This is a genomic window from Microaerobacter geothermalis (genome assembly GCF_021608135.1).
Lineage (GTDB): Bacteria > Bacillota > Bacilli > DSM-22679 > DSM-22679 > Microaerobacter > Microaerobacter geothermalis.
Window position 1 is genome coordinate 26,533 of sequence record NZ_JAKIHL010000015.1, and the last position, 19,282, is coordinate 45,814.

Genomic DNA, 19,282 nt, shown 5'->3' on the forward strand with positions numbered 1-19,282 from the left:
AGACATAAGAAAGTCCCTTCTATCCAATGGTTTTCTTTATCGCTTCAATCACTCGATCTGCCTGGAAGGGCTTTACAATAAAATCTTTTGCTCCAGCCTGAATTGCATCAATTACCATTGCTTGCTGCCCCATTGCTGAACACATAATAACCGTGGCAGAAGGATCAATTTTCTTAATTTCCTTTAATGCCGTAATCCCATCCATTTCAGGCATAGTTATATCCATGGTAACCAGATCCGGTTTTAACTCCTTATACTTCTCCACTGCTTGAGCCCCATCACTGGCTTCCCCGACAATAATGTACCCATTTTTTGTTAATATTTCTTTTACCATCATTCTCATAAATGCTGCATCATCTACAATTAAAATTTTCTTTGACATCTCCATTCCTCCTCAAGCTTATTGCTATTGCAATTTTTGCACGCGGTCCCATTGACTGATGATATCCGTTACACGAACCCCGAAATTTTCATCAATGACAACCACTTCACCTTTAGCAATTAATTTATTATTCACTAAAATATCTACCGGCTCACCTGCCAGTTTATCCAATTCCACAATGGAGCCAGGTGCTAACTCTAGAATTTCTTTTATCTGTTTCTTTGTTCGACCTAATTCTACAGTAACTTGCAAAGGAATATCCAGTAGTAAATTTAAATTTTTATCATCAAATTGGGAATGGGAATCCATTTTTAGTGGAGAAAATTGTACAGGCTGTACATTCGTCTCCCTCAAGGGAACTTGACTTTCACCCCATCCGCCTAGATGCTGAGGTTGATGAACAGGCGCTTCAGGCTGCTTTGGTTGAGTCTGTGAGTAAGCAGACTGTGTTTTTTGACGCTGGTTTGGCACATGAGGTTGCGGTTGTGAATATAGCTGTGATTGTTGTGATTGAGATGTCGCCTCATATTCTGTTTGAACTTCCTGTTGTTGGGACGGTATTTCCTCCCCAAGCAGCTTAACTACCATTTCCTTGGCAAAAGAAACAGGTAAAAGTTGCATAATCTTTGAATCTATCAAATCACCAACTCTTAGGTTGAAGGCAATTTTTATTAGAACATCCTCGCTAAATTGACTTCCTTTGTTGTTTACGAAATCAATTATATCTATACCAGGGGGAGATATGTTGATAAATCTATTAAAAATGGTAGACATTGAAGTTGCGGCAGAACCCATCATCTGATTCATGGCCTCCTGAACTGCACTTAGGGCCATTTCGTTTAACTCAATGTTGGGGCTTTGACCGTCTCCTCCTAGCATTAAATCTGCGATAATTTGGGCATCTTCCATTTTAATGACTAGCAGATTAATTCCATTAAATCCATCCGTATACTCCACATGAATGGCTACATGGGGTTGAGGGAATTCTTCTTCTAACTTATCCCTTAAAATAGCAGAAACTTCCGGAGTGGTAATGTCAACCTTTTGCCCTAAAAGGGTGGAAAGGGCAGTAGCTGCACTACCAAAGGAGATATTTCCTATTTCACCCAAAGCATCTTGTTCCAGAGGAGATAAATATGAATTTATATTAACTAGATTTCCTTCATCATCAATTTGATTTTGACGAAGGAGGGCATCAATTTCTTCCTGAGACAACATATCATCGCTCATCCTCATCAACTCCTTCCTTAATCACTTCTTCGATCTGTACCGCTAATCTTCCTTTGCTTGTTCCCGGTTTGGCAAAAAATTTAGGCCGGGTTCCAACTTTGACCAGCAATGCTTCATCAACTTCCCTCTCCAGTTGAATGACATCTCCTACATCCAGACTTAAAAATTCTCGAATGGATATTGTAGAATTTCCTAACTCTACCACGAGAGGCACCTCAGCCCTCGTCAACCTGTTTTGTAAAACTTCCACTTCCTTTGGTTCTCTACTTTTTTTCTGGGACATCAGCCAATGATGACCGGTAAGCTTCGGCATAATCGGTTCCAGCACCACATGGGGAAGACATAGATTAATCATTCCAGTGGTATCACCGATTTTGGTGCTAAAAGAAATCACGGCAACCGTTTCATTTGGAGAAACAATTTGCATAAATTGAGGATTCATTTCCAATGTATCAAGAACTGCTTCCATTTCTATAACAGATTTCCAGGCTTCACCAAAACTTTCCAAAGCTTTGCTAAAAATTTTCTCCATCACAACAGTTTCAATTTCAGTAAGAGAGGTTACTTTATTGGGAATGACTCCAGGACCTCCCAACATTCGATCCAGCATGGTGTAGGCGATGTTGGGGTTAATCTCCATGACCAGTCGCCCTTCCAATGGCGGAGCTTCAAAAATATTTAAAATTGTTATTTTAGGGATGGAACGGATAAATTCATCATAAGGCAATTGATCCACCGATACGACGTTTATTTGGACAAACGTTCTTAATTGTGCTGAAAAATAAGTAGTTAAAAGTCTGGCAAAATTTTCGTGTATCCGTGTCAGACTTCGTATCTGATCCTTCGAAAAACGGAGAGCCCTCTTAAAGTCATATACCTTAATCCGCTTTCCGGTTTCTTCTTTCTTTAATTCTTCAGCATCCATTTCTCCAGAAGAAAGGGCTTCTAGAATAGCATCTATTTCATTTTGGGACAAAACCTCCGTCATGGGCTCACCTCCAGTTTTAAGGACGTATCATGGTTTGACTTAGACTATTGGAGGATTTTCTTGGTAGTATATACCTTCACAATTTTCCCTTCCTGCATGACCTCATTAATCCGATTCATGATCATGGCTTCCAAAGCATTTAATCCCTCTTCTCCTTTGATATCATCCGGAGTGAGGGAGGATAAAATGGAAATAATGGTATAGTTCACTTGAAACAATCTCTTTTCCAACTCTGCCTTTGCTTTTTCATTGGATACTTGCAGCTTGAATTGGATACGGATAATATCGCCCGTATACAAATCCGTTGTAATCTCCTCTGTATCCACCGTCAATGCGAGAACTTGATCAATGGATGGGGCCTTCGCCCCTTCTGCCTGCTGATTCACTGGAACTTGAAAATAGTTCTTCCAAAGAAGGAAAGTGACAATCGAAAGTAACGTGATGGCAATCATGATAATTAATGCCATATTAAATAATTTATGTCGGAACAACGCCTTCCACCACCTATTTAGGCTCAATGTTTTTGAATAAATAGACATCATTCAAAAATAATTTCACCAAGGAAATAATTTCATCAACGCTCTCTTTTACAACCATTTTTTTCCCGTTATTTAATGTAATGACTGTATCAGGGGTTGCTTCAATGGTTTCAATTAAGAAACAATTTAAGACAAACGTTGTTCCATTAAATCTTGTTAATTGAATCATCGTTACAACCCCCCTTAAATGAATATATTATCGTTTGAGATTGACTAATTCCTGCAAAATATCATCTGATGTTGTAATAATCCTAGAGTTTGCTTGGAATCCACGCTGTGCCACAATCATTTCTGTAAATTCTGCCGTCAAATCAACATTGGACATCTCCAATTGTCCTGCTAAAAGTGCCCCTGAACCTGTATCAGCATTGTCAGGGGTAGTGTATTCAAATTGGCCATCCAAGTTGGCATTACCAGTAATTTCATAAAGTGAACCACCAATTTTCTTTAATCCCCCTGGGTTTTGTACCATAACCAGTCCAATTGTTGCTACTTCTTCCGTGGTTCCGTCAGGTGTTGTCCCTAATATCACACCATCTTTGCCGATAGAAAAGGAGGTATAATCTTCACGGGAAATGATAATTGGTGCTCCGCCTTCGTCTACAACAAACATTCCTGAGGAAGTAACCAATTGACCTGCAGCATCTCGGGTAAAATTTCCAGCCCTCGTCAAATAAGGAACTTCCTGATCTTCACTAGCCTTTACCGCAAAGAAACCATCGCCATCAATAGCTAAGTCGGTTTCAACATTTGTGGTTTGGAAACTTCCTGGCGTATGTAAAACATCAATTGAAGAAATAGAGGAGCCAAGCCCAATTTGACGCGGGTTTACTCCTCCGCGTACCCCTTCTTCAGGCCGGGAGATACCAGAAATCGTCTGACTAAGAATATCGGAAAACATAACCCGGCTTGCTTTGTAGCCAATTGTATTTACATTGGCAATGTTGTTCCCGATAACATCTAACTTGGTTTGGAATCCTCTCATGCCTGAGATTCCTGCATATAAAGACCTTAACATAATATGCCCTCCTTCTGATTAAGAACAGGCAGTGATTTGCTGCTACATCAGTCGGTCAATAGCAGTTAGCCCCCTTTTCGGTCCAGCCAATTTTATAGGATCACTGCGCTGTCAATATTCGTAAAAACATTTTCTTTTGCATGATTTCCATCCAATGCCGTAATTACAGTTCTATTTTTGATATTTACCACATATGCAACATTATTCATAAAGACAAGAGACTCTCTTGAGCCTTTTGAAGCGGCTTTGTTTACTGCATTTTCAAGTCTCGCAATGTCACCAATACTTAACTGAATTCCCCTTAATTGCAGCCTTTGCTCGGCGTGATGACTAAACTTGATCCCGGTTGATTGGATATTTGACAAACGGTCATTAAAAATTTCAGAAAAGGGCTCCCCCCTTTGATCAGAGGGCTGAGAAGTATTTCGTTGGACCGGAACTTGTCTTGTAGGAAAGAAGGCTTGTCCCACTTTAAATGATTGGTTCGTCATAAATGCCCCCCTAACCATTTCTTACTTCTATAATATTTTCTGTGGTGACAGACTGGCCATTAACCTGAACAAAGGTTTTCCCGTCTTTCATAGATACGGATTGAACCAACCCGCTTCCTTTCTGTCCATCAACTTCCCAAACAACCTCTAATCCTATCAAACGAGATAGTTCAACCAATCGATCTCCCCTAAGCAATAATGAATTGCCTTGGGTGATTTGTGTTAGAAGTTCTTGTTGAATCGATGTGATTTCTTCCAAGGAAGATTGAGATTTTTCCTGAAGTCCAACCAAGTTCCCTAGTTGTTCCATCGAAGTAAATTGGGCCATCTGTGCAATAAACTCCCTATCCTGCAAAGGCTGGGTAGGATCCTGATTTTGTAATTGGGTAACGAGAATTTTTAAAAAATCATTCTTCCCTAAAATACCTTTCGGATTTCTCACTGAGGCAGCTAAAGGATAATCTGAATAAGAAGTATTTGTCGAAATATGGGACACCTTATCACCTCCTTATACCGTCAAATTAATGCCCGAGTAAGAATATTGATTGAAAGCCAAGGAAAAGGAATTTGATCCATCATCTGTCTCATCATAATATCTGGGTAATTTTCCGTGGTGTTGATCAGGCGATTGCTTAAATTGCTGGAATTGTTGAGATTGTTGAAATCCCCCTCCGACTTCTCCCTGCTGAAACAGACTCATATCCTGCTTAACTTCCATTCTGTCAACCTGTATTCCTTGCTGTGAAAGGGCCATTCGTAGTTGGAAAAGGTTGTTTTCTATCAAATCCCTTCCCTGTGTTGTCTCTGTATAAAATTGAGTAATAAGCTGACCGTTTTTGGTGATAATTTTGACGTTTACTTGACCAAGCTCCTCCGGATGAAGGGAGATTTTCGCCTCTGAGAAACCATTCAGCTTGAAGATTTTCATATCTTTAATCATAAAATTTTCCATTTCTTTAGCAAATTGTTGACTATTGATGACCATCTTATTTGGAACGAGAATCTGATTCATTAATTTCTGATTTATGGGAGATTGTAAAGCAAAAGGATTCTCCAACTGCAAAGAGGAAATTTTTGTAGTATTTTTCCCTTCTTTTTGCCCCTCATTACCGACTAATCCGTTCTCAGGCAAAACGATTTGGTTCTGTATAGTAGACTTCATTGGTTGTTGGATAGACCATTTTCCAAATGTTGGTTGGAATTGATTCCCCTGATTTTCCAGTGACTTCGTCATCTTTTCGAGTAGAGTTTTCAATTGATCGGGTAACCCATTCGGGATTTGTAATAATGGAGCCTTTTGAAGTTCCTTCTCCAGAATCATTAATTTTACGATCATATCCTGAAATTCCTTCGGAGAACCCCCCCCTGTAAGGAACGAACTTTGACCAGAAACTCCTCTGTTCAACGCCCCATCCATCAATGGATATTTGTCCACAATAGATTGATTGGTCGGTATTAACATGGTATTTTGTTTTGCGAGCAACTGATTCATGGTGAATTGACCAGCAGGCGATTCAATCTCCGCCTGATTCTCGGAAATCAAGTTCATCACCTGAAGTATTTGAGAGATCAGATCATCCAATTTTCCCCAATCATCTTGAGTTGCCTGATTGACGAACAACTCAATGTTTTTCAAGAGTAAATTAAATTGGACATTCTCACCTGCTAGAGGAGATGGACTCATTTCTCCATTTAACAGTTCAGCCAATTGGGACAGAAGAGATTGAAGATTATTGTCCGCCTCTGGCTCACCCAAAAAAGAAACAAGGGGTGTCAGGTTTTTTCCAGAAACTAAACTCATAAAGAGTTCACTAAAATTCATTTCTTTTTCTGAAACTTCGAATAATGGATCTGTTCCCTGTAGATTTGTACTGGTCTTCGTGTTGATGGTTGTTCCCTGGATCATACTCATCTTGTTTCACCTCCTTTCAAAGGGTGATGATTTAAAGTGATTTAGTGACAACAGAAGCATCCTCCGGACTCATCTGTGATAAAATTTGCGAACGAATCCCGGAATCAAGCTTTTTAAAAATAAATATCGCCTTGTTAAAATCATCCTTCAAAAGCTGAGTCAATATGAGTGCTGCATTGGCAGGAGGCATTCTGGAATAGGTATCGATCAACAAATTTTCACTAATTCCTGCCTTCTCTCTTTCACTAAGCTCCTTGGACAATTGTTTGATTCTCTCTTGAAGGGCTGCAATCTCAGAATCCTTTGAGATTGTTGTATCCTTTAACATAATCGAAATATCGGCTGCTCTTTTCGGATCCATTTTTGCTAAAATTTGTGACCTTGCTTCATTATTCATTGATTCCAAAACAAGGACAGCCTCTTCTATCGTCAGCTTCTCAATAATGGGTGCAGCTTTACTCGATGACATTCCTGCATAAATATCAGCTACTTCTTTAATTTTTTTTAATCTCTCTTCCTGTGACAACTGTTTTTCCTCTAATTGCTTCTCAAGATCATCAATTTCTTTCTTTAATCTTGAAATTTCGTTATTTTTTTCTGTCAATTGATTTTGTAAGGAAGCTTGAATTTGTTGAGTCTCCTTTACTTTTTCTTGTAATTGGGTAATTTTTTGTTCCAAATCCTCAGGTCTTGCTTCTGGTGTTTGAACATCCAGCGATTCACTGGAATTCTTTGGATCGGGTATGATTTTCTCCACATATGGAATCTGGTTTGCCCAAGCCAATGCAGTATTTAAGACATTATATCCCAAAAAAGAAAGAAGAATACCGGTTAGAAGAATAGTAAATAATAATGGAAGAAGAATAATATAAAAGAACCATTCTAATCTGTTGTAACCCTTTTCGGTAGATTCCATAAGTGATTCCTCCTAAAGTTCTCCTTCCCCTGTATGTTTTATATACTGATGAATGGCAATTTCCCCCAGTTCTTTTTCTTCTTTTCTTTTTTCTTCTTCCATGTACTGAAGAAAATCTTTTTCTTTCATGATCTTTAAAATTTTTTCCTCTTTATTTTTATCGGCTAAAACACCTTGATGTTTAATTACAAGCATTTCTGTTTTTTTCACTTCTTCCTTTTGGTTTACAACTCGTAACTTTAAACGCTCCAGATAGGCTTGGATTTCCTTTATCTTTCTTATTTCAACGGAGGCTTGCTGAAGCTGCAACATCATGTTTTCCATTTTTTCCTTTTCTTCCAGCATGGATTTTAAGGATTGCACATCACGAAATAACTGCTGAGAAGACCCAGCAAGATCCCATTGGGCTTTCTCTTTCTCTTTTCCTTTCATATCTAATATCTTCTGTAGACGAAATTGATAGGACATCACCTATTCAACTCCTTAAACTGGTCAATTAACCTTTTTACGGTCTCTTCCCAGTAGCAGTTTTCATGGATATCTTGTTGACAAAAAGAACGGATGGCATCACGATATTTTATGGCCAAATCTATATCCCGATTGCTTCCCTTTTTGTATGCACCGATATTAATTAAATCCTCCACTTCCTGATAGGTCGCCAACAGGCTTTTTAAATGGTTTGCTGCCGTCATATGATCCTCTGTAATGATATCCTTCATTAAACGGCTTACGCTCTTTAATACATCAATAGCAGGAAAATGTCCTTTATTAGCAAGGGTTCTGTCTAATACGATATGGCCATCTAAAATTCCCCTAACCGTGTCTGAAATGGGTTCATTTAAATCGTCACCATCCACTAAAACAGTATAAAATGCAGTAATTGTTCCCTTTTGATTGGTTCCGGAACGCTCCAATAGCTTAGGCAATAAGGAAAAAACAGATGGGGTGTATCCCTTTGCCGTAGGAGGTTCTCCAATCGCTAAACCTACCTCTCTTTGGGCCATCGCGAAACGGGTAATGGAATCCATCATCAACATGACATCCAAACCCATGTCTCTAAAATACTCGGCAAATGCAGTGGCAACCATTGCTCCCTTTATTCTCATGAGGGCAGGTTGATCCGAGGTAGCGACCACTAAAATGGAACGGGCCAAGCCTTCTTTACCCAAATCTTTCTCCACAAATTCTAAGACTTCCCGTCCCCTTTCACCAATCAACGCTATGATATTTACATCAGCAGAGGTATTCCTCGCAATCATGCCGAGTAACGTGCTTTTCCCTACGCCACTACCGGCAAATATCCCTATTCGCTGTCCTTTCCCAACCGAAAGCAAGCCGTCTATAGCTCTTACTCCTACAGATAAGGGCTCCATAATTCTGGGCCTTTTCAAAGGATTTGGTGGAGACTGATTTGTAGATACACCGACCAAACCTTCCGGCAAATTTTGATCGTCGATGGGATTGCCCAATCCATCGACAATTCGTCCCAGCATACTTTTTCCCACCTTAACAATCAATGATTTGCCGGTGGAAACCACATCACAGCCGGGGCCTATTGACCCCAGATCACCAAAAGGCATAAGGAGAACTTTGTGATTCCGAAAACCAACAACTTCTGCAGGGACTGGACTGTTTTGTCCAACCGGATATAATAAACAAACATCCCCGATCTTTGTGTCAGGTCCTTCAGACTCTACTGTCAGCCCAATTACTTGAGTTACTTTTCCGTTTAATCGAAAGGGGTCACTATGCTCAATCAGCTGTTTATAACGTTGGATATCAAGAACAGCCATACTATCCTCTACCTTGTGCGGCCTGCACTAATATTTCACGAATTTCTTCCAATTGAGTATCTACACGTCCATCAATGGTACCTAATGAAGTTTTAATCGAACAACCGCCTACCTTAATGGATGGATCAGGAATGATATGAAGTTCAGCATGTCCGTTTAAACACGACAATAATTCACCCTTCGATTCCTGAATAAATGAATAATGTTCTGGATGAACATAAATCGTTATTTTTTCCTGCTCCCTTGCCCTTTGCAAAGCTTCTTTTACCATAGAAAGGATTTGGTCAGGGTGTGTTTTCAATTCAGAAGAGATAATTTTCCTGGCTATGGAAAGGCTTAATTCTAATAGAACAGGTTCAGCTTCCTCAATAATTTTATTTTTCTCGGCATATGCCAATTCAACGATTTTTTGTGCTGATTGGTATCGTTCCGCTTCTTCCTTTTCCACAATTTGATAGGCTTCTTTTTTTCCCAATTGATATCCTTCTTGATAGCCAGTTTTTTTAGCATCTTCCATAAAGATTCTGGCTTCTTCTTTCTTTTTATTCCACCAAGAAGAAATTTCACGATTGGCTTCTTCCTTTAGTCTTGCAATTTCCTCCTTTGCCTGATTTATGATTTTCGAAGCTGCTTCTTCGGCATCAGATATCAATTGGTTCGCTTCTGAAGTTCCTTCGTTTTTTTTCTCTTGGGTGGTCCCCTTTGACGGTTGAATAGTAGAATGAATCACCCTTATATCAGATTCAGCAGAATATTGGGAGGCTTTAATAATCCTAGACAATGATTTCGTCCCCTCCCCCTCTTGCAATAATAATTTCTCCTGCTTCTTCCAAACGTCTTATCGTAGCAACAATACGGGTTTGTGCTTCCTCAACATCCCGCAAGCGAACGGGCCCCATAAATTCCATTTCCTCTTTAAACGTGTCTGCCATTCGTTTCGACATATTTTTGAAAACAACCTCTTTTACTTCTTCGCTTGCTACTTTTAAAGCCAATTGCAAATCCTTGTTCTCCACATCTCGGATAACCCTTTGGATGGAGCGGTCATCCAGGGTAACAATATCCTCAAAGACGAACATCCTCTTTTTAATTTCTTCCGCCAGCTCAGGATCTTGAATTTCCAAAGCATCTAATATGGTCCTTTCTGTGCTTCTGTCAACTCCATTCAATATTTGGACGATGGATTCAATTCCCCCAGCATGGGTATAGTCCTGTGTAACCGTAGAGGAAAGCTTTTGTTCCAATATCCGTTCAACTTCATTAATCACTTCAGGTGAAGTACTGTCCATTAAAGCAACCCTTCTAGCCACATCCGCTTGCCTCTCCTGGGGTAATGAAGACAGAATCGTAGCTGCCTGGCTGGGCTCCAAATAGGAAAGGACCAAAGCAATGGTTTGAGAGTGTTCGTTTTGAATAAAATTAAGAATCTGAGTTGGATCCGCTTTTCGCGCGAAATCAAAGGGTCTAACCTGTAAGGCAGCGGTCAATCTGTTGATAACCTCCAATGCTTTCTGCTGCCCCAATGCCTTTTCCAAAATTTCTTTGGCATACGCGATGCCGCCCTGCTCAATATATTCCTGGGCGATGTATAATTGATGAAATTCATGAAGAACTTCATCTTTTTGCTCATACTCCACTTTTCTGATGTTGGCAATCTCTAATGTTAATTGCTCAATTTCCTCTTCACGCAAGTGTTTAAAGATTTGTGCCGAAATTTCTGGCCCTAATGAAATTAAGAGAATTGCCGCTTTTTGTCTGTTGGTTAATTCTTTAGGTGATGTCACTCGTGCCATTAGAAACACTCCTATTCATCAGCGGTCCATGTTCTAAGCAGTTTAACAAATTCTTCAGGTTTCTGTCTGGCTAAACGTTCCAATTGTTTTCTCATGGTTATTTGCTCCGTATCTTCTTTTGGCTCAAGTTGAGCGGCGGAAAAAACGGGAGTAGGAACAATCTCTTCCTCTTGTTCCTCTTTTCCCTTCCTTTTTCTTAAAAAAATCATGAAAAATAACAGTAGAACGAATCCAATTGCACCCGCTACAATATATGATAAATAATCTCTAATATCAAAGGCGGTAGTCACGGAAGGTTTGCTAAATTTGCGAACCACAAGCGAGACCCGTTCATCAGTATTGACGGCTGGATTTACCAAGGCTGTTTTTACGATAGATTCAAGTATGGGTTTTACAGTGGTTTCTATACTGGGATCAACTTCATCCTCATTTAATGTGACCATAATGGACATATCTTCTATCCTATAGGGTGTAGCTATAATTTCTTTTGTAATTCTGTTTACTTCCTGATTGATTCTCTCTTCTATTCTTTCATATTCGCTATTTCCATTTTCATTGCCGGAAGGATAACCGGGTATCGCATTTTGCCCCGTGCCCACTATCCCTCCAGGGGCGCTTCCTGTTCCAGAAAAAGTTTCAGTGATTTTCTCGCTGCTTATAGTAATTCCCTTGTTATTTCCCACATCTACGGGGGTTACCAAGTTTTCAACGCTTTTTACCTGGTCAAAATTTAATTTGGCAAACACTTGAACAACCAAATTATCGTATCCCCCGACAATGGGTGCCAACATCGCCTGAATTTGTTTTTGTATGTCCTTTTCAATATCCTTTTGAATTTTTCTCTGTTTCTCATAAGAAGATCCAAAATATGACGAACTACCTTGGCTATTTTCAAGCAGTATTCCATTTTGATCCGTAATTACGATATTGTCAACCGGCAATTTGGGAACACTTTTTGAAACCAGGTTATACAAGGTGTTGATCTGCTTTTCATTTAGTTGAATTCCTGGGTCAAGTTCAACAATGACCGAAGCTGTCGCTTTTTCATTTTCATCAGCTACCCACAGGGTTTCTTTCGGTAACGTGAGCATAACCCGAGCATCCCGGACTCCCTGCACCTTTTTCAGAAGAAATTCAAGTTCCCCTTGCATAGCATCCCTTTCAATCACTCCAAACTGCTGTTCAGTCATTCCGAAGCCCAGGTTTTTCTCAAAAATGCTGTAACCAATAGATGAACTGTTGGGAATTCCATCAGCTGCAAGTGCAACAATAATATCTGGCTTATCCTTTAGTGAGACTTTTATATTTCGACCATCCTGTGATATTTCATAAATATATCCACCTTCATCTAATTTTTCTTTTATTGCGCCTACATCTGCTTCCGTTAAAGAATTATTAAATAATGGCACCATTTGCGGTTTAGAAGCGATCGTTACATATAGGGAAAGAGAGGCGATAAGAATCAGGACGATGGAGCCCATGATCATTTTCTGTTTAACTGATGCTTGTTTCCAGTAACCCAGTATTTTTTCCTTTATCTGTTGCCAATTATTGTTCATATTTTTCCTCTCCCATTACATAGGGGTAATTAAACCTGCATTCTCATTACTTCTTGGTAGGCTTCAATAATCTTGTTTCTAACTTGAACCGTTAGTTGAAGACTTAATTCAGCCTTCTGAGCTGCAATAGTCACCTGATGTAAATCCGTTACCTGGCCCGCAACCAAGTTTTCCGTCAATTTTTCTGCCTTAATCTGGTCCTGATTCACCTGATCTAATGCATTTTTTAAAAACGAAGAAAAAGAGCTATCGTTTGTTCCTGTCTTAACTGGCGACAGTTTTGTCAATGTATCAGGTGATAGACTGACTCCTTTAATCATCCGTCATCACTCCTAACGTCCGATTTCCAAGGCTTTTAATGCCATTGATTTTGATGCATTAAAGGCGGTCACGCTGGCTTCATAGGATCGAGTGGCTGAGATCAAATCAACCATCTCCTTTAAAACGTCCACATTGGGCATAAGAACAAAACCATTTTCATCCGCATCCGGATGCCCCGGATTATATACCTGTTTAAAAGGGGATTTATCTTGGACAATTTGAGTCGCCTTCACTCCCTCACCAGGAACCGATGAGCGTCCCAAAGCCGCATTCAAATAATTTTTAAAAGAAGGAGCCTGAGGGGAAAAGCTGACCATTTTCCGCTGATAAGGCATCCACTTCCCGTTTTCGAACGTTGCCCTTGTCGTGTTCGCATTTGCAATATTTGAAGCAATGATATCCATTCTAAGCCTTTGTGCAGTTAAAGCAGAGGCGCTGATATTCATACTGTTAAAGATTGACATACCTATCGTCTCCCCTCATTAATTACGATACGAAGCTTGGAAAAATAACTGTTTGTCTCCTCAACCAAAGCATTATAAAAAATTTGGTTTTGAGCCAATTGAGACATTTCAAAATCAATGTCTACATTATTTCCATTATTGTTCATATTGGTCTGATGATCCGTTATCACCTGATAACCGGAATACTTTCTATAGGCATCTCCCCCGATAGGAATATGCTTGGAGTTGGTTCGATATCCCGTAAAGCTTGAAGCGCTCCTGTTAAGGGCTTCCTGAAAGATCGAAGAAAAGGAAACGTCCTGTCTTTTATAATTTGGCGTATCGACATTAGCAATATTGTTTGCAAGAACTCGCTGCCTCATGGCTGTCGCATCTAATCCCTGTGTTAGTATCCGAAGAGTTTGACCTTCAAAAAGATTCATCTTCACGCCTCCTAATGCCATTCGTATATCTAGACAAGAATTCTACATCCTACAAAGAATTCCTGCAATGTTCGACAAATACATATAAATTATTTCTTAAGCTCTCAAATCCCCTTTCATCTATCCTCTACGATAAAGAAAACTTGGCTTATGCCATGTCTCCGGCGAAGGCAGAAGACTTAATTTCGCTTAATCAGATTAGAAAAGTTATACTTTTTTATCCGTCAAAAAAAGTTCTGTCGATTCGACAGAACTTTAATCTAGGTACGAAACTAAACATCCATGATCCGAAGGGTCTTGAGCGTTTAGTTCAGACCATATGAACCAAGTCATCTGTTTTGATAGAAATTTTTAGGAAGTCTTTAATTTTTGCAATTCAGGAAGCAGTTTTTCATTAAGCACTTTTATATAGGTTCCCTTCATACCCAAAGAACGGGATTCAATGACCCCCGCACTTTCCAACTTCCGTAAAGCATTTACAATCACGGAGCGGGTAATTCCGACTCTATCGGCAATTTTGCTGGCAACCAATAAACCTTCTTTTCCGTCTAGTTCTTCAAAAATATGTTCAACGGCTTCCAATTCACTGTAGGATAAGGATCCAATGGCCATTTGCACAACCGCCTTGCTTCTTGCCTCCTGTTCAATTTCCTCAGAGCGCTCACGAAGAATTTCCATTCCTACAACGGTTGCACCATATTCTGCCAATATTAAATCGTCGTTAATAAATTGTTCATTTAAACGAGCAAGCACTAAGGTTCCTAATCGGTCACCACCGCCGATAATGGGTACCAACGTGGTATAACCAGATTGAAAAACTTCTCTCATTTCAACTGGAAAAGCGGTTAAGTCACTTTCAACTCCGATATTAGAAGTGGTTGTATCTACCTTTAATAACATGTTGCTGTATTCTTCTGGGAAGCGGCGGTCATCCAGCATTTTTTTCATGCGCTCATTTTCAACTTCTTGATAAATGGCATATCCCAAAACTTTTCCCTTGCGGCTTAAAATGTAAGTGTTGGCTTGGATCACATCTCTTAGCACTTCAGCCATTTCCATAAAGTTAACGGCATGACCCGCGGCCTTTTGTAATAATCGGTTAATCCTTCTAGTTTTATTCAGTAAATCCATTTCCAAAATCCTCCTGTCTTATTTTACAAAATATATTGACTTAAATCGCGATTTTGCACTATATCCTTTATTTTTTCCCTAACATACTCAGGTGTAATCACAATTTTTTCCATAGTTATCTCAGGTGCTTCAAAAGATAAATCCTCTAACAGTTTCTCCATAATCGTATGAAGTCTCCTTGCTCCGATATCATCTGTGGAATGGTTTACCTCTGCAGCCAGTCTCGCAATTTCCTCCAGCGCTTCATCCGTAAATTCAATTTGAACCCCCTCTGTTTCTATCAATGCCTGATATTGTTTCGTAATGGCATTTTGTGGCTCTTTTAATATTCGGACAAAATCATCGGCACTTAAACTTTCCAATTCTACCCGAATCGGCAATCTGCCCTGAAGCTCCGGAATCAAGTCAGAAGGCTTTGCCATATGAAATGCACCGGCTGCAATAAATAAAATATAGTCAGTCTTTACGGGACCATATTTTGTCATCACCGTTGATCCTTCTATAATGGGAAGGATATCTCTTTGTACGCCCTCCCTTGATACATCGGGTGATCCTGTTTCCTTACCCGCAATTTTGTCGATTTCATCAATAAAAATAATCCCCGTTTCCTCGGCTCTTCTAATCGATTCTTGAATGACTTCATCCATATCGATCAGCCGCTGAGCTTCCTCCTGAATCAATACATTGCGGGCTTCTTTCACGGGTAGCCTTCTTTTCTTTTTCTTTTTGGGAAGAAGATTGCCAAACATTTCTTGAACATTAATCCCCATTTGTTCAACACCGGCTCCCGAGAAAATTTCAAACATGGAAGGAAGATGATCTTCTACCTCAATTTCTATCATATGATCTTCTAATTCCCCTAGGGCCAGTTGATGTGCCACTCTCCTTCTTTTTTGCTCCAAGTCCTGCCGATCGTCTTCGATATTGCTCTTATCATTTTTGTCATTCTGTTGACCAAATAACATTTCAAAAGGGTTTGCAAAATTTTTTTGTTGTTTTTGGCTGGGTACCAAAATGTGAACGATTCGTTCATTAGCTAACTGTTCGGCCCGATCCTTTACCTTTTCCATTTTTTCTGCTTTCACCAAGCGAATGGAGGTTTCAATTAAATCACGGACCATCGACTCAACGTCCCTGCCCACATATCCCACCTCGGTAAACTTGGTGGCTTCTACCTTTACAAACGGGGCTCCAACCAATTTTGCGATACGCCTCGCAATTTCTGTTTTTCCTACCCCAGTAGGCCCTATCATTAGAATATTTTTAGGGACAACTTCTTCTTTTAGCCTCGTCGGAAGCTTTGATCTCCTATAGCGGTTTCTTAATGCGATTGCAACAGATTTTTTAGCCTTATGCTGTCCTACAATATACTTATCCAGTTCGGCAACAATTTGCTTAGGGGTTAAACTTTCGGGATTCTTTATCACGATCTCTCTCATCCCTTCATTAACTCTTCTACCACAATGTTGTGGTTTGTATAAACACAAATATCAGCAGCAATGGCAAGGGCAGTTTCCGCTATCTCCCTTGCAGATAAATGGTCAGCCTTTTGTTTTAACGCTCTACCAGCAGCTAAAGCATAATTGCCCCCTGAGCCGATGGCCAAGATTCCATCATCCGGCTCAATCACTTCACCTGTTCCAGAAACCAAAAGAAGATGATCATGATTCATTACAATGAGCATAGCCTCTAATCGGCGCAGCATTTTGTCCATCCGCCATTCCTTTGCCAATTCCACTGCAGCCCTTTGCAAATTCCCATGATACTGTTCCAATTTCCCTTCAAATTTTTCAAATAATGTGAAGGCATCAGCAACAGACCCAGCAAAACCGGCAATCACTTTTCCTTGATATAAACGACGAACCTTAGTCGCTCTATGTTTCATCACCACCTGATTTCCAAAAGTGACTTGACCATCTCCAGCCATAGCCCCTTCACCTTGATGATGAATGGCAAAAATGGTTGTTCCTCGAAACATGGATTCCAATCCATATTCCTCCTTTTTACTTTACTTGCGGGTTTCCCCTTTTAAGCCCTTGGATGTGTCTGCAAATAAACCTCTCTCAATCTCTCCTTAGTTACATGGGTGTAAATCTGGGTTGTGGAAATATTCACATGCCCAAGCATCTCTTGTACGGTACGAAGATCTGCCCCAGCTTCAAGCATATGGGTAGCAAACGTATGCCTAATGGTATGGGGGCTCACCCGATTTGTAATCGCCGCCTGCTGTATATACTTGTGAATCACCCTTCTCACGCTACGGTCGGTTAAAGTTCCCCCGCGAACATTTAAAAAAACGGCATCTGTATCTGCTTCTTGACTTTTGAGCAGCGGCCTGCCCTTATCAAGGTACTGTTTCATGGCTTCAAGGGCAAATGAACCAAGAATTACAATTCGTTCTTTTGCCCCTTTTCCAAAAACTCGAGCCGTACCCAGATTTAAATCAATAGAATCGAGCCCAAGACCTACCAATTCACTAACCCTGATACCGCTGGCATATAATACTTCTAATATGGCTTTGTCCCTTAAACCAACCGGAGATGTAACATTAGGCTGTGCTAGTAACAATTCCATTTCCTTATGATACAGGAATTTGGGAAGCTTCTTTTCCAACTTGGGAGTAGACACCATTTGAAAAGGATTCATGGTTACCTCTTCTTCCCGCATTAAAAAGCGATAAAAGGAACGCATACTGGACAACCTTCTGGAAATGGTACGCCTGGAATAGTTCTTTTTTGCAAGCATAGCCAAATATTCTCTTACATCGGTATGATCGATCTGATTCCAGTGTTCCAATTCCTTGGTATTTAAAAAAGCAAGGAATGCATCGATATCCCGGTGATAATTAAGGACGGTATGGGGTGAAGCATTCTTTTCAATTTGTAAGTACTGAAGAAACCCTTTGATTTGTGACTGAATGTGATTTTCCATTTCAATCCCCCACCCCCTGAGCAACCATATAGTAACACAGTGTGAAAGCTAATTGCAACAGTAATTGTCTATGTTTCGTGAAAAATTCTGAATTATTTCCAATGCCCTTGCAGCGAAGGCTTCATATCTTTCTTTTTTATTTTTTATTTTTCTTTCCAACGGAGGGAATAGTCCAAAATTAGCATTCATCGGTTGAAAGTGCTTCGGGTCTGCAGTGGTAATATAATTGGCCATACTCCCTATCGCAGTTTCTTTCGGAAAAACGATAGGGTCTAGTCCTTTGGCCAGTCTTGACGCATTGATTCCTGCGACCAAACCGGCAGCAGCTGATTCGACATATCCTTCCACTCCAGTCATTTGTCCTGCAAAAAACAGATTTTCACGGCTTTTTAGTTGGTAAGTGGGATTTAAAAGTTTTGGTGAATTGATAAATGTGTTGCGGTGCATTACCCCATATCTGACAATCTCCGCATTCTCCAATCCAGGAATCAATTGAATTACTCTCTTTTGATCAGCCCATTTCATATGGGTTTGAAATCCCACAATATTATAAAGGGTTGCTGCACTATTATCCTGTCTAAGCTGGACCACGGCGAAGGGTTGCTTTCCAGTTCTAGGATCAATCAGGCCTACAGGTTTTAAGGGTCCAAATAACATGGTTTGTTTTCCCCTTTTAGCCATCACCTCAATAGGCATACATCCCTCAAAATAGATTTCCTTTTCAAATTCCTTTAACGGTACGACCTCCGCATCCACAATTGCATTGTAAAAAACTTCAAATTCCTCTTCATTCATTGGGCAATTAAGATAAGCCGCATCCCCTTTACCATATCGTGAAGCAAAAAAAGCTTTGCTTTCATCAATTGATTCCCTCTCAACAATGGGTGCTGCCGCATCGTAAAAGTAAAAGTATTCTTCACCGGTCAATTGTTTAATCTTTTCGGAAAGATTCGCCGATGTAAGCGGTCCGGTAGCTACCACTACAATTCCCTCATCCGGGATATCGGTCAATTCTTCACGATACACAGAGATGAGGGGATGATTAGATAATGATTCGGTCACATAGTGAGAAAACTCTTCCCTATCTACCGCTAGAGCTCCGCCTGCCGGAACGGAGCAGCAGTCAGCAGAAGAAATAATGATGGAATTTAATCTCCTCATTTCTTCTTTTAAAATGCCTACTGCGTTCGTCAAGGAGTTGGCTCTTAACGAATTGCTACATACCAACTCGGCGAATTGTTCTGTATGATGGGCCGGTGTTGATTTCACCGGCCTCATTTCGTACAATCGGACTGGGATTCCACTATTGGCGATTTGCCAGGCCGCTTCACTTCCAGCCAACCCTGCACCAATGACTGTAATTGGATGTTGACTCATAAAAAATCCTCCGGT

General features: G+C 40.1%; 23 protein-coding genes. All 23 read right to left on the minus strand.

Going from position 1 to position 19,282, the window contains the following annotated elements:
- Positions 1–19: 19 nt before the first annotated feature.
- Positions 20–382, minus strand: a complete 363-nt coding sequence (locus L1765_RS07515) for a response regulator (protein WP_236406079.1) — start codon at positions 380–382, stop codon at positions 20–22.
- A 24-nt stretch (positions 383–406) separates the two neighbouring features.
- The gene (fliY, locus tag L1765_RS07520) at positions 407–1,612 is read right to left on the minus strand and encodes a flagellar motor switch phosphatase FliY (RefSeq protein WP_236406081.1); all 1,206 of its coding nucleotides are present in this window, start codon (positions 1,610–1,612) and stop codon (positions 407–409) included.
- On the minus strand, positions 1,602–2,600 hold the full coding sequence (gene fliM / locus L1765_RS07525) for a flagellar motor switch protein FliM (protein WP_236406083.1): 999 nt from the start codon (positions 2,598–2,600) through the stop codon (positions 1,602–1,604). The genes fliY and fliM overlap by 11 nt, the downstream gene beginning before the upstream one ends.
- A 44-nt stretch (positions 2,601–2,644) precedes the next feature.
- Complete coding sequence (gene fliL / locus L1765_RS07530) at positions 2,645–3,091, minus strand: flagellar basal body-associated protein FliL (protein WP_236406085.1); 447 nt, start codon at positions 3,089–3,091, stop codon at positions 2,645–2,647.
- Positions 3,092–3,104: 13 nt separating this feature from the next.
- Entirely contained in the window at positions 3,105–3,308 is a 204-nt protein-coding gene (locus tag L1765_RS07535; protein WP_236406087.1) for a flagellar FlbD family protein, read from the minus strand.
- 27 nt (positions 3,309–3,335) lie between these two features.
- Positions 3,336–4,157, minus strand: a complete 822-nt coding sequence (gene flgG / locus L1765_RS07540) for a flagellar basal body rod protein FlgG (RefSeq protein WP_236406089.1) — start codon at positions 4,155–4,157, stop codon at positions 3,336–3,338.
- A gap of 92 nt (positions 4,158–4,249) precedes the next feature.
- Positions 4,250–4,648, minus strand: a complete 399-nt coding sequence (locus L1765_RS07545) for a TIGR02530 family flagellar biosynthesis protein (RefSeq protein WP_236406090.1) — start codon at positions 4,646–4,648, stop codon at positions 4,250–4,252.
- A 10-nt stretch (positions 4,649–4,658) separates the two neighbouring features.
- Positions 4,659–5,144, minus strand: coding sequence for a flagellar hook capping FlgD N-terminal domain-containing protein (locus L1765_RS07550; protein ID WP_236406091.1), 486 nt, complete (start codon positions 5,142–5,144; stop codon positions 4,659–4,661).
- A gap of 12 nt (positions 5,145–5,156) precedes the next feature.
- Positions 5,157–6,560, minus strand: coding sequence for a flagellar hook-length control protein FliK (locus tag L1765_RS07555; RefSeq protein ID WP_236406092.1), 1,404 nt, complete (start codon positions 6,558–6,560; stop codon positions 5,157–5,159).
- A 31-nt stretch (positions 6,561–6,591) separates the two neighbouring features.
- Positions 6,592–7,476 (minus strand): magnesium transporter MgtE N-terminal domain-containing protein, encoded by an 885-nt coding sequence (locus L1765_RS07560; protein ID WP_236406093.1) that lies wholly within the window; start codon positions 7,474–7,476, stop codon positions 6,592–6,594.
- A gap of 12 nt (positions 7,477–7,488) precedes the next feature.
- A complete protein-coding gene (fliJ, locus tag L1765_RS07565) occupies positions 7,489–7,944 on the minus strand; it encodes a flagellar export protein FliJ (RefSeq protein WP_236406129.1) in 456 nt (151 codons plus the stop codon).
- Entirely contained in the window at positions 7,944–9,269 is a 1,326-nt protein-coding gene (gene fliI / locus L1765_RS07570; protein WP_236406095.1) for a flagellar protein export ATPase FliI, read from the minus strand. Before fliI ends, fliJ begins: the two co-directional genes overlap by 1 nt.
- A 1-nt stretch (position 9,270) precedes the next feature.
- The gene (fliH, locus tag L1765_RS07575) at positions 9,271–10,050 is read right to left on the minus strand and encodes a flagellar assembly protein FliH (protein WP_236406096.1); all 780 of its coding nucleotides are present in this window, start codon (positions 10,048–10,050) and stop codon (positions 9,271–9,273) included.
- Entirely contained in the window at positions 10,043–11,062 is a 1,020-nt protein-coding gene (gene fliG, locus L1765_RS07580; protein ID WP_236406097.1) for a flagellar motor switch protein FliG, read from the minus strand. The genes fliH and fliG overlap by 8 nt, the downstream gene beginning before the upstream one ends.
- Before the next feature lie 11 nt (positions 11,063–11,073).
- The gene (gene fliF, locus L1765_RS07585) at positions 11,074–12,621 is read right to left on the minus strand and encodes a flagellar basal-body MS-ring/collar protein FliF (protein WP_236406098.1); all 1,548 of its coding nucleotides are present in this window, start codon (positions 12,619–12,621) and stop codon (positions 11,074–11,076) included.
- A gap of 29 nt (positions 12,622–12,650) precedes the next feature.
- Positions 12,651–12,941, minus strand: coding sequence for a flagellar hook-basal body complex protein FliE (gene fliE / locus L1765_RS07590; protein ID WP_407942222.1), 291 nt, complete (start codon positions 12,939–12,941; stop codon positions 12,651–12,653).
- A gap of 12 nt (positions 12,942–12,953) precedes the next feature.
- Positions 12,954–13,406: a flagellar basal body rod protein FlgC gene (gene flgC / locus L1765_RS07595; RefSeq protein WP_236406100.1), complete on the minus strand. Its 453-nt coding sequence runs from the start codon at positions 13,404–13,406 to the stop codon at positions 12,954–12,956.
- A 2-nt stretch (positions 13,407–13,408) separates the two neighbouring features.
- Positions 13,409–13,828, minus strand: coding sequence for a flagellar basal body rod protein FlgB (gene flgB / locus L1765_RS07600; RefSeq protein WP_236406101.1), 420 nt, complete (start codon positions 13,826–13,828; stop codon positions 13,409–13,411).
- A gap of 351 nt (positions 13,829–14,179) precedes the next feature.
- Positions 14,180–14,959: a GTP-sensing pleiotropic transcriptional regulator CodY gene (codY, locus tag L1765_RS07605; RefSeq protein ID WP_236406102.1), complete on the minus strand. Its 780-nt coding sequence runs from the start codon at positions 14,957–14,959 to the stop codon at positions 14,180–14,182.
- Between the two features lie 23 nt (positions 14,960–14,982).
- A complete protein-coding gene (gene hslU / locus L1765_RS07610) occupies positions 14,983–16,398 on the minus strand; it encodes an ATP-dependent protease ATPase subunit HslU (RefSeq protein ID WP_236406103.1) in 1,416 nt (471 codons plus the stop codon).
- Positions 16,395–16,937: an ATP-dependent protease subunit HslV gene (hslV, locus tag L1765_RS07615; RefSeq protein ID WP_236406130.1), complete on the minus strand. Its 543-nt coding sequence runs from the start codon at positions 16,935–16,937 to the stop codon at positions 16,395–16,397. Before hslV ends, hslU begins: the two co-directional genes overlap by 4 nt.
- 50 nt (positions 16,938–16,987) lie before the next feature.
- On the minus strand, positions 16,988–17,896 hold the full coding sequence (xerC, locus tag L1765_RS07620; protein WP_407942224.1) for a tyrosine recombinase XerC: 909 nt from the start codon (positions 17,894–17,896) through the stop codon (positions 16,988–16,990).
- A gap of 42 nt (positions 17,897–17,938) precedes the next feature.
- Positions 17,939–19,267: an FADH(2)-oxidizing methylenetetrahydrofolate--tRNA-(uracil(54)-C(5))-methyltransferase TrmFO gene (gene trmFO, locus L1765_RS07625; protein WP_236406106.1), complete on the minus strand. Its 1,329-nt coding sequence runs from the start codon at positions 19,265–19,267 to the stop codon at positions 17,939–17,941.
- Between the last annotated feature and the right edge of the window lie 15 nt (positions 19,268–19,282).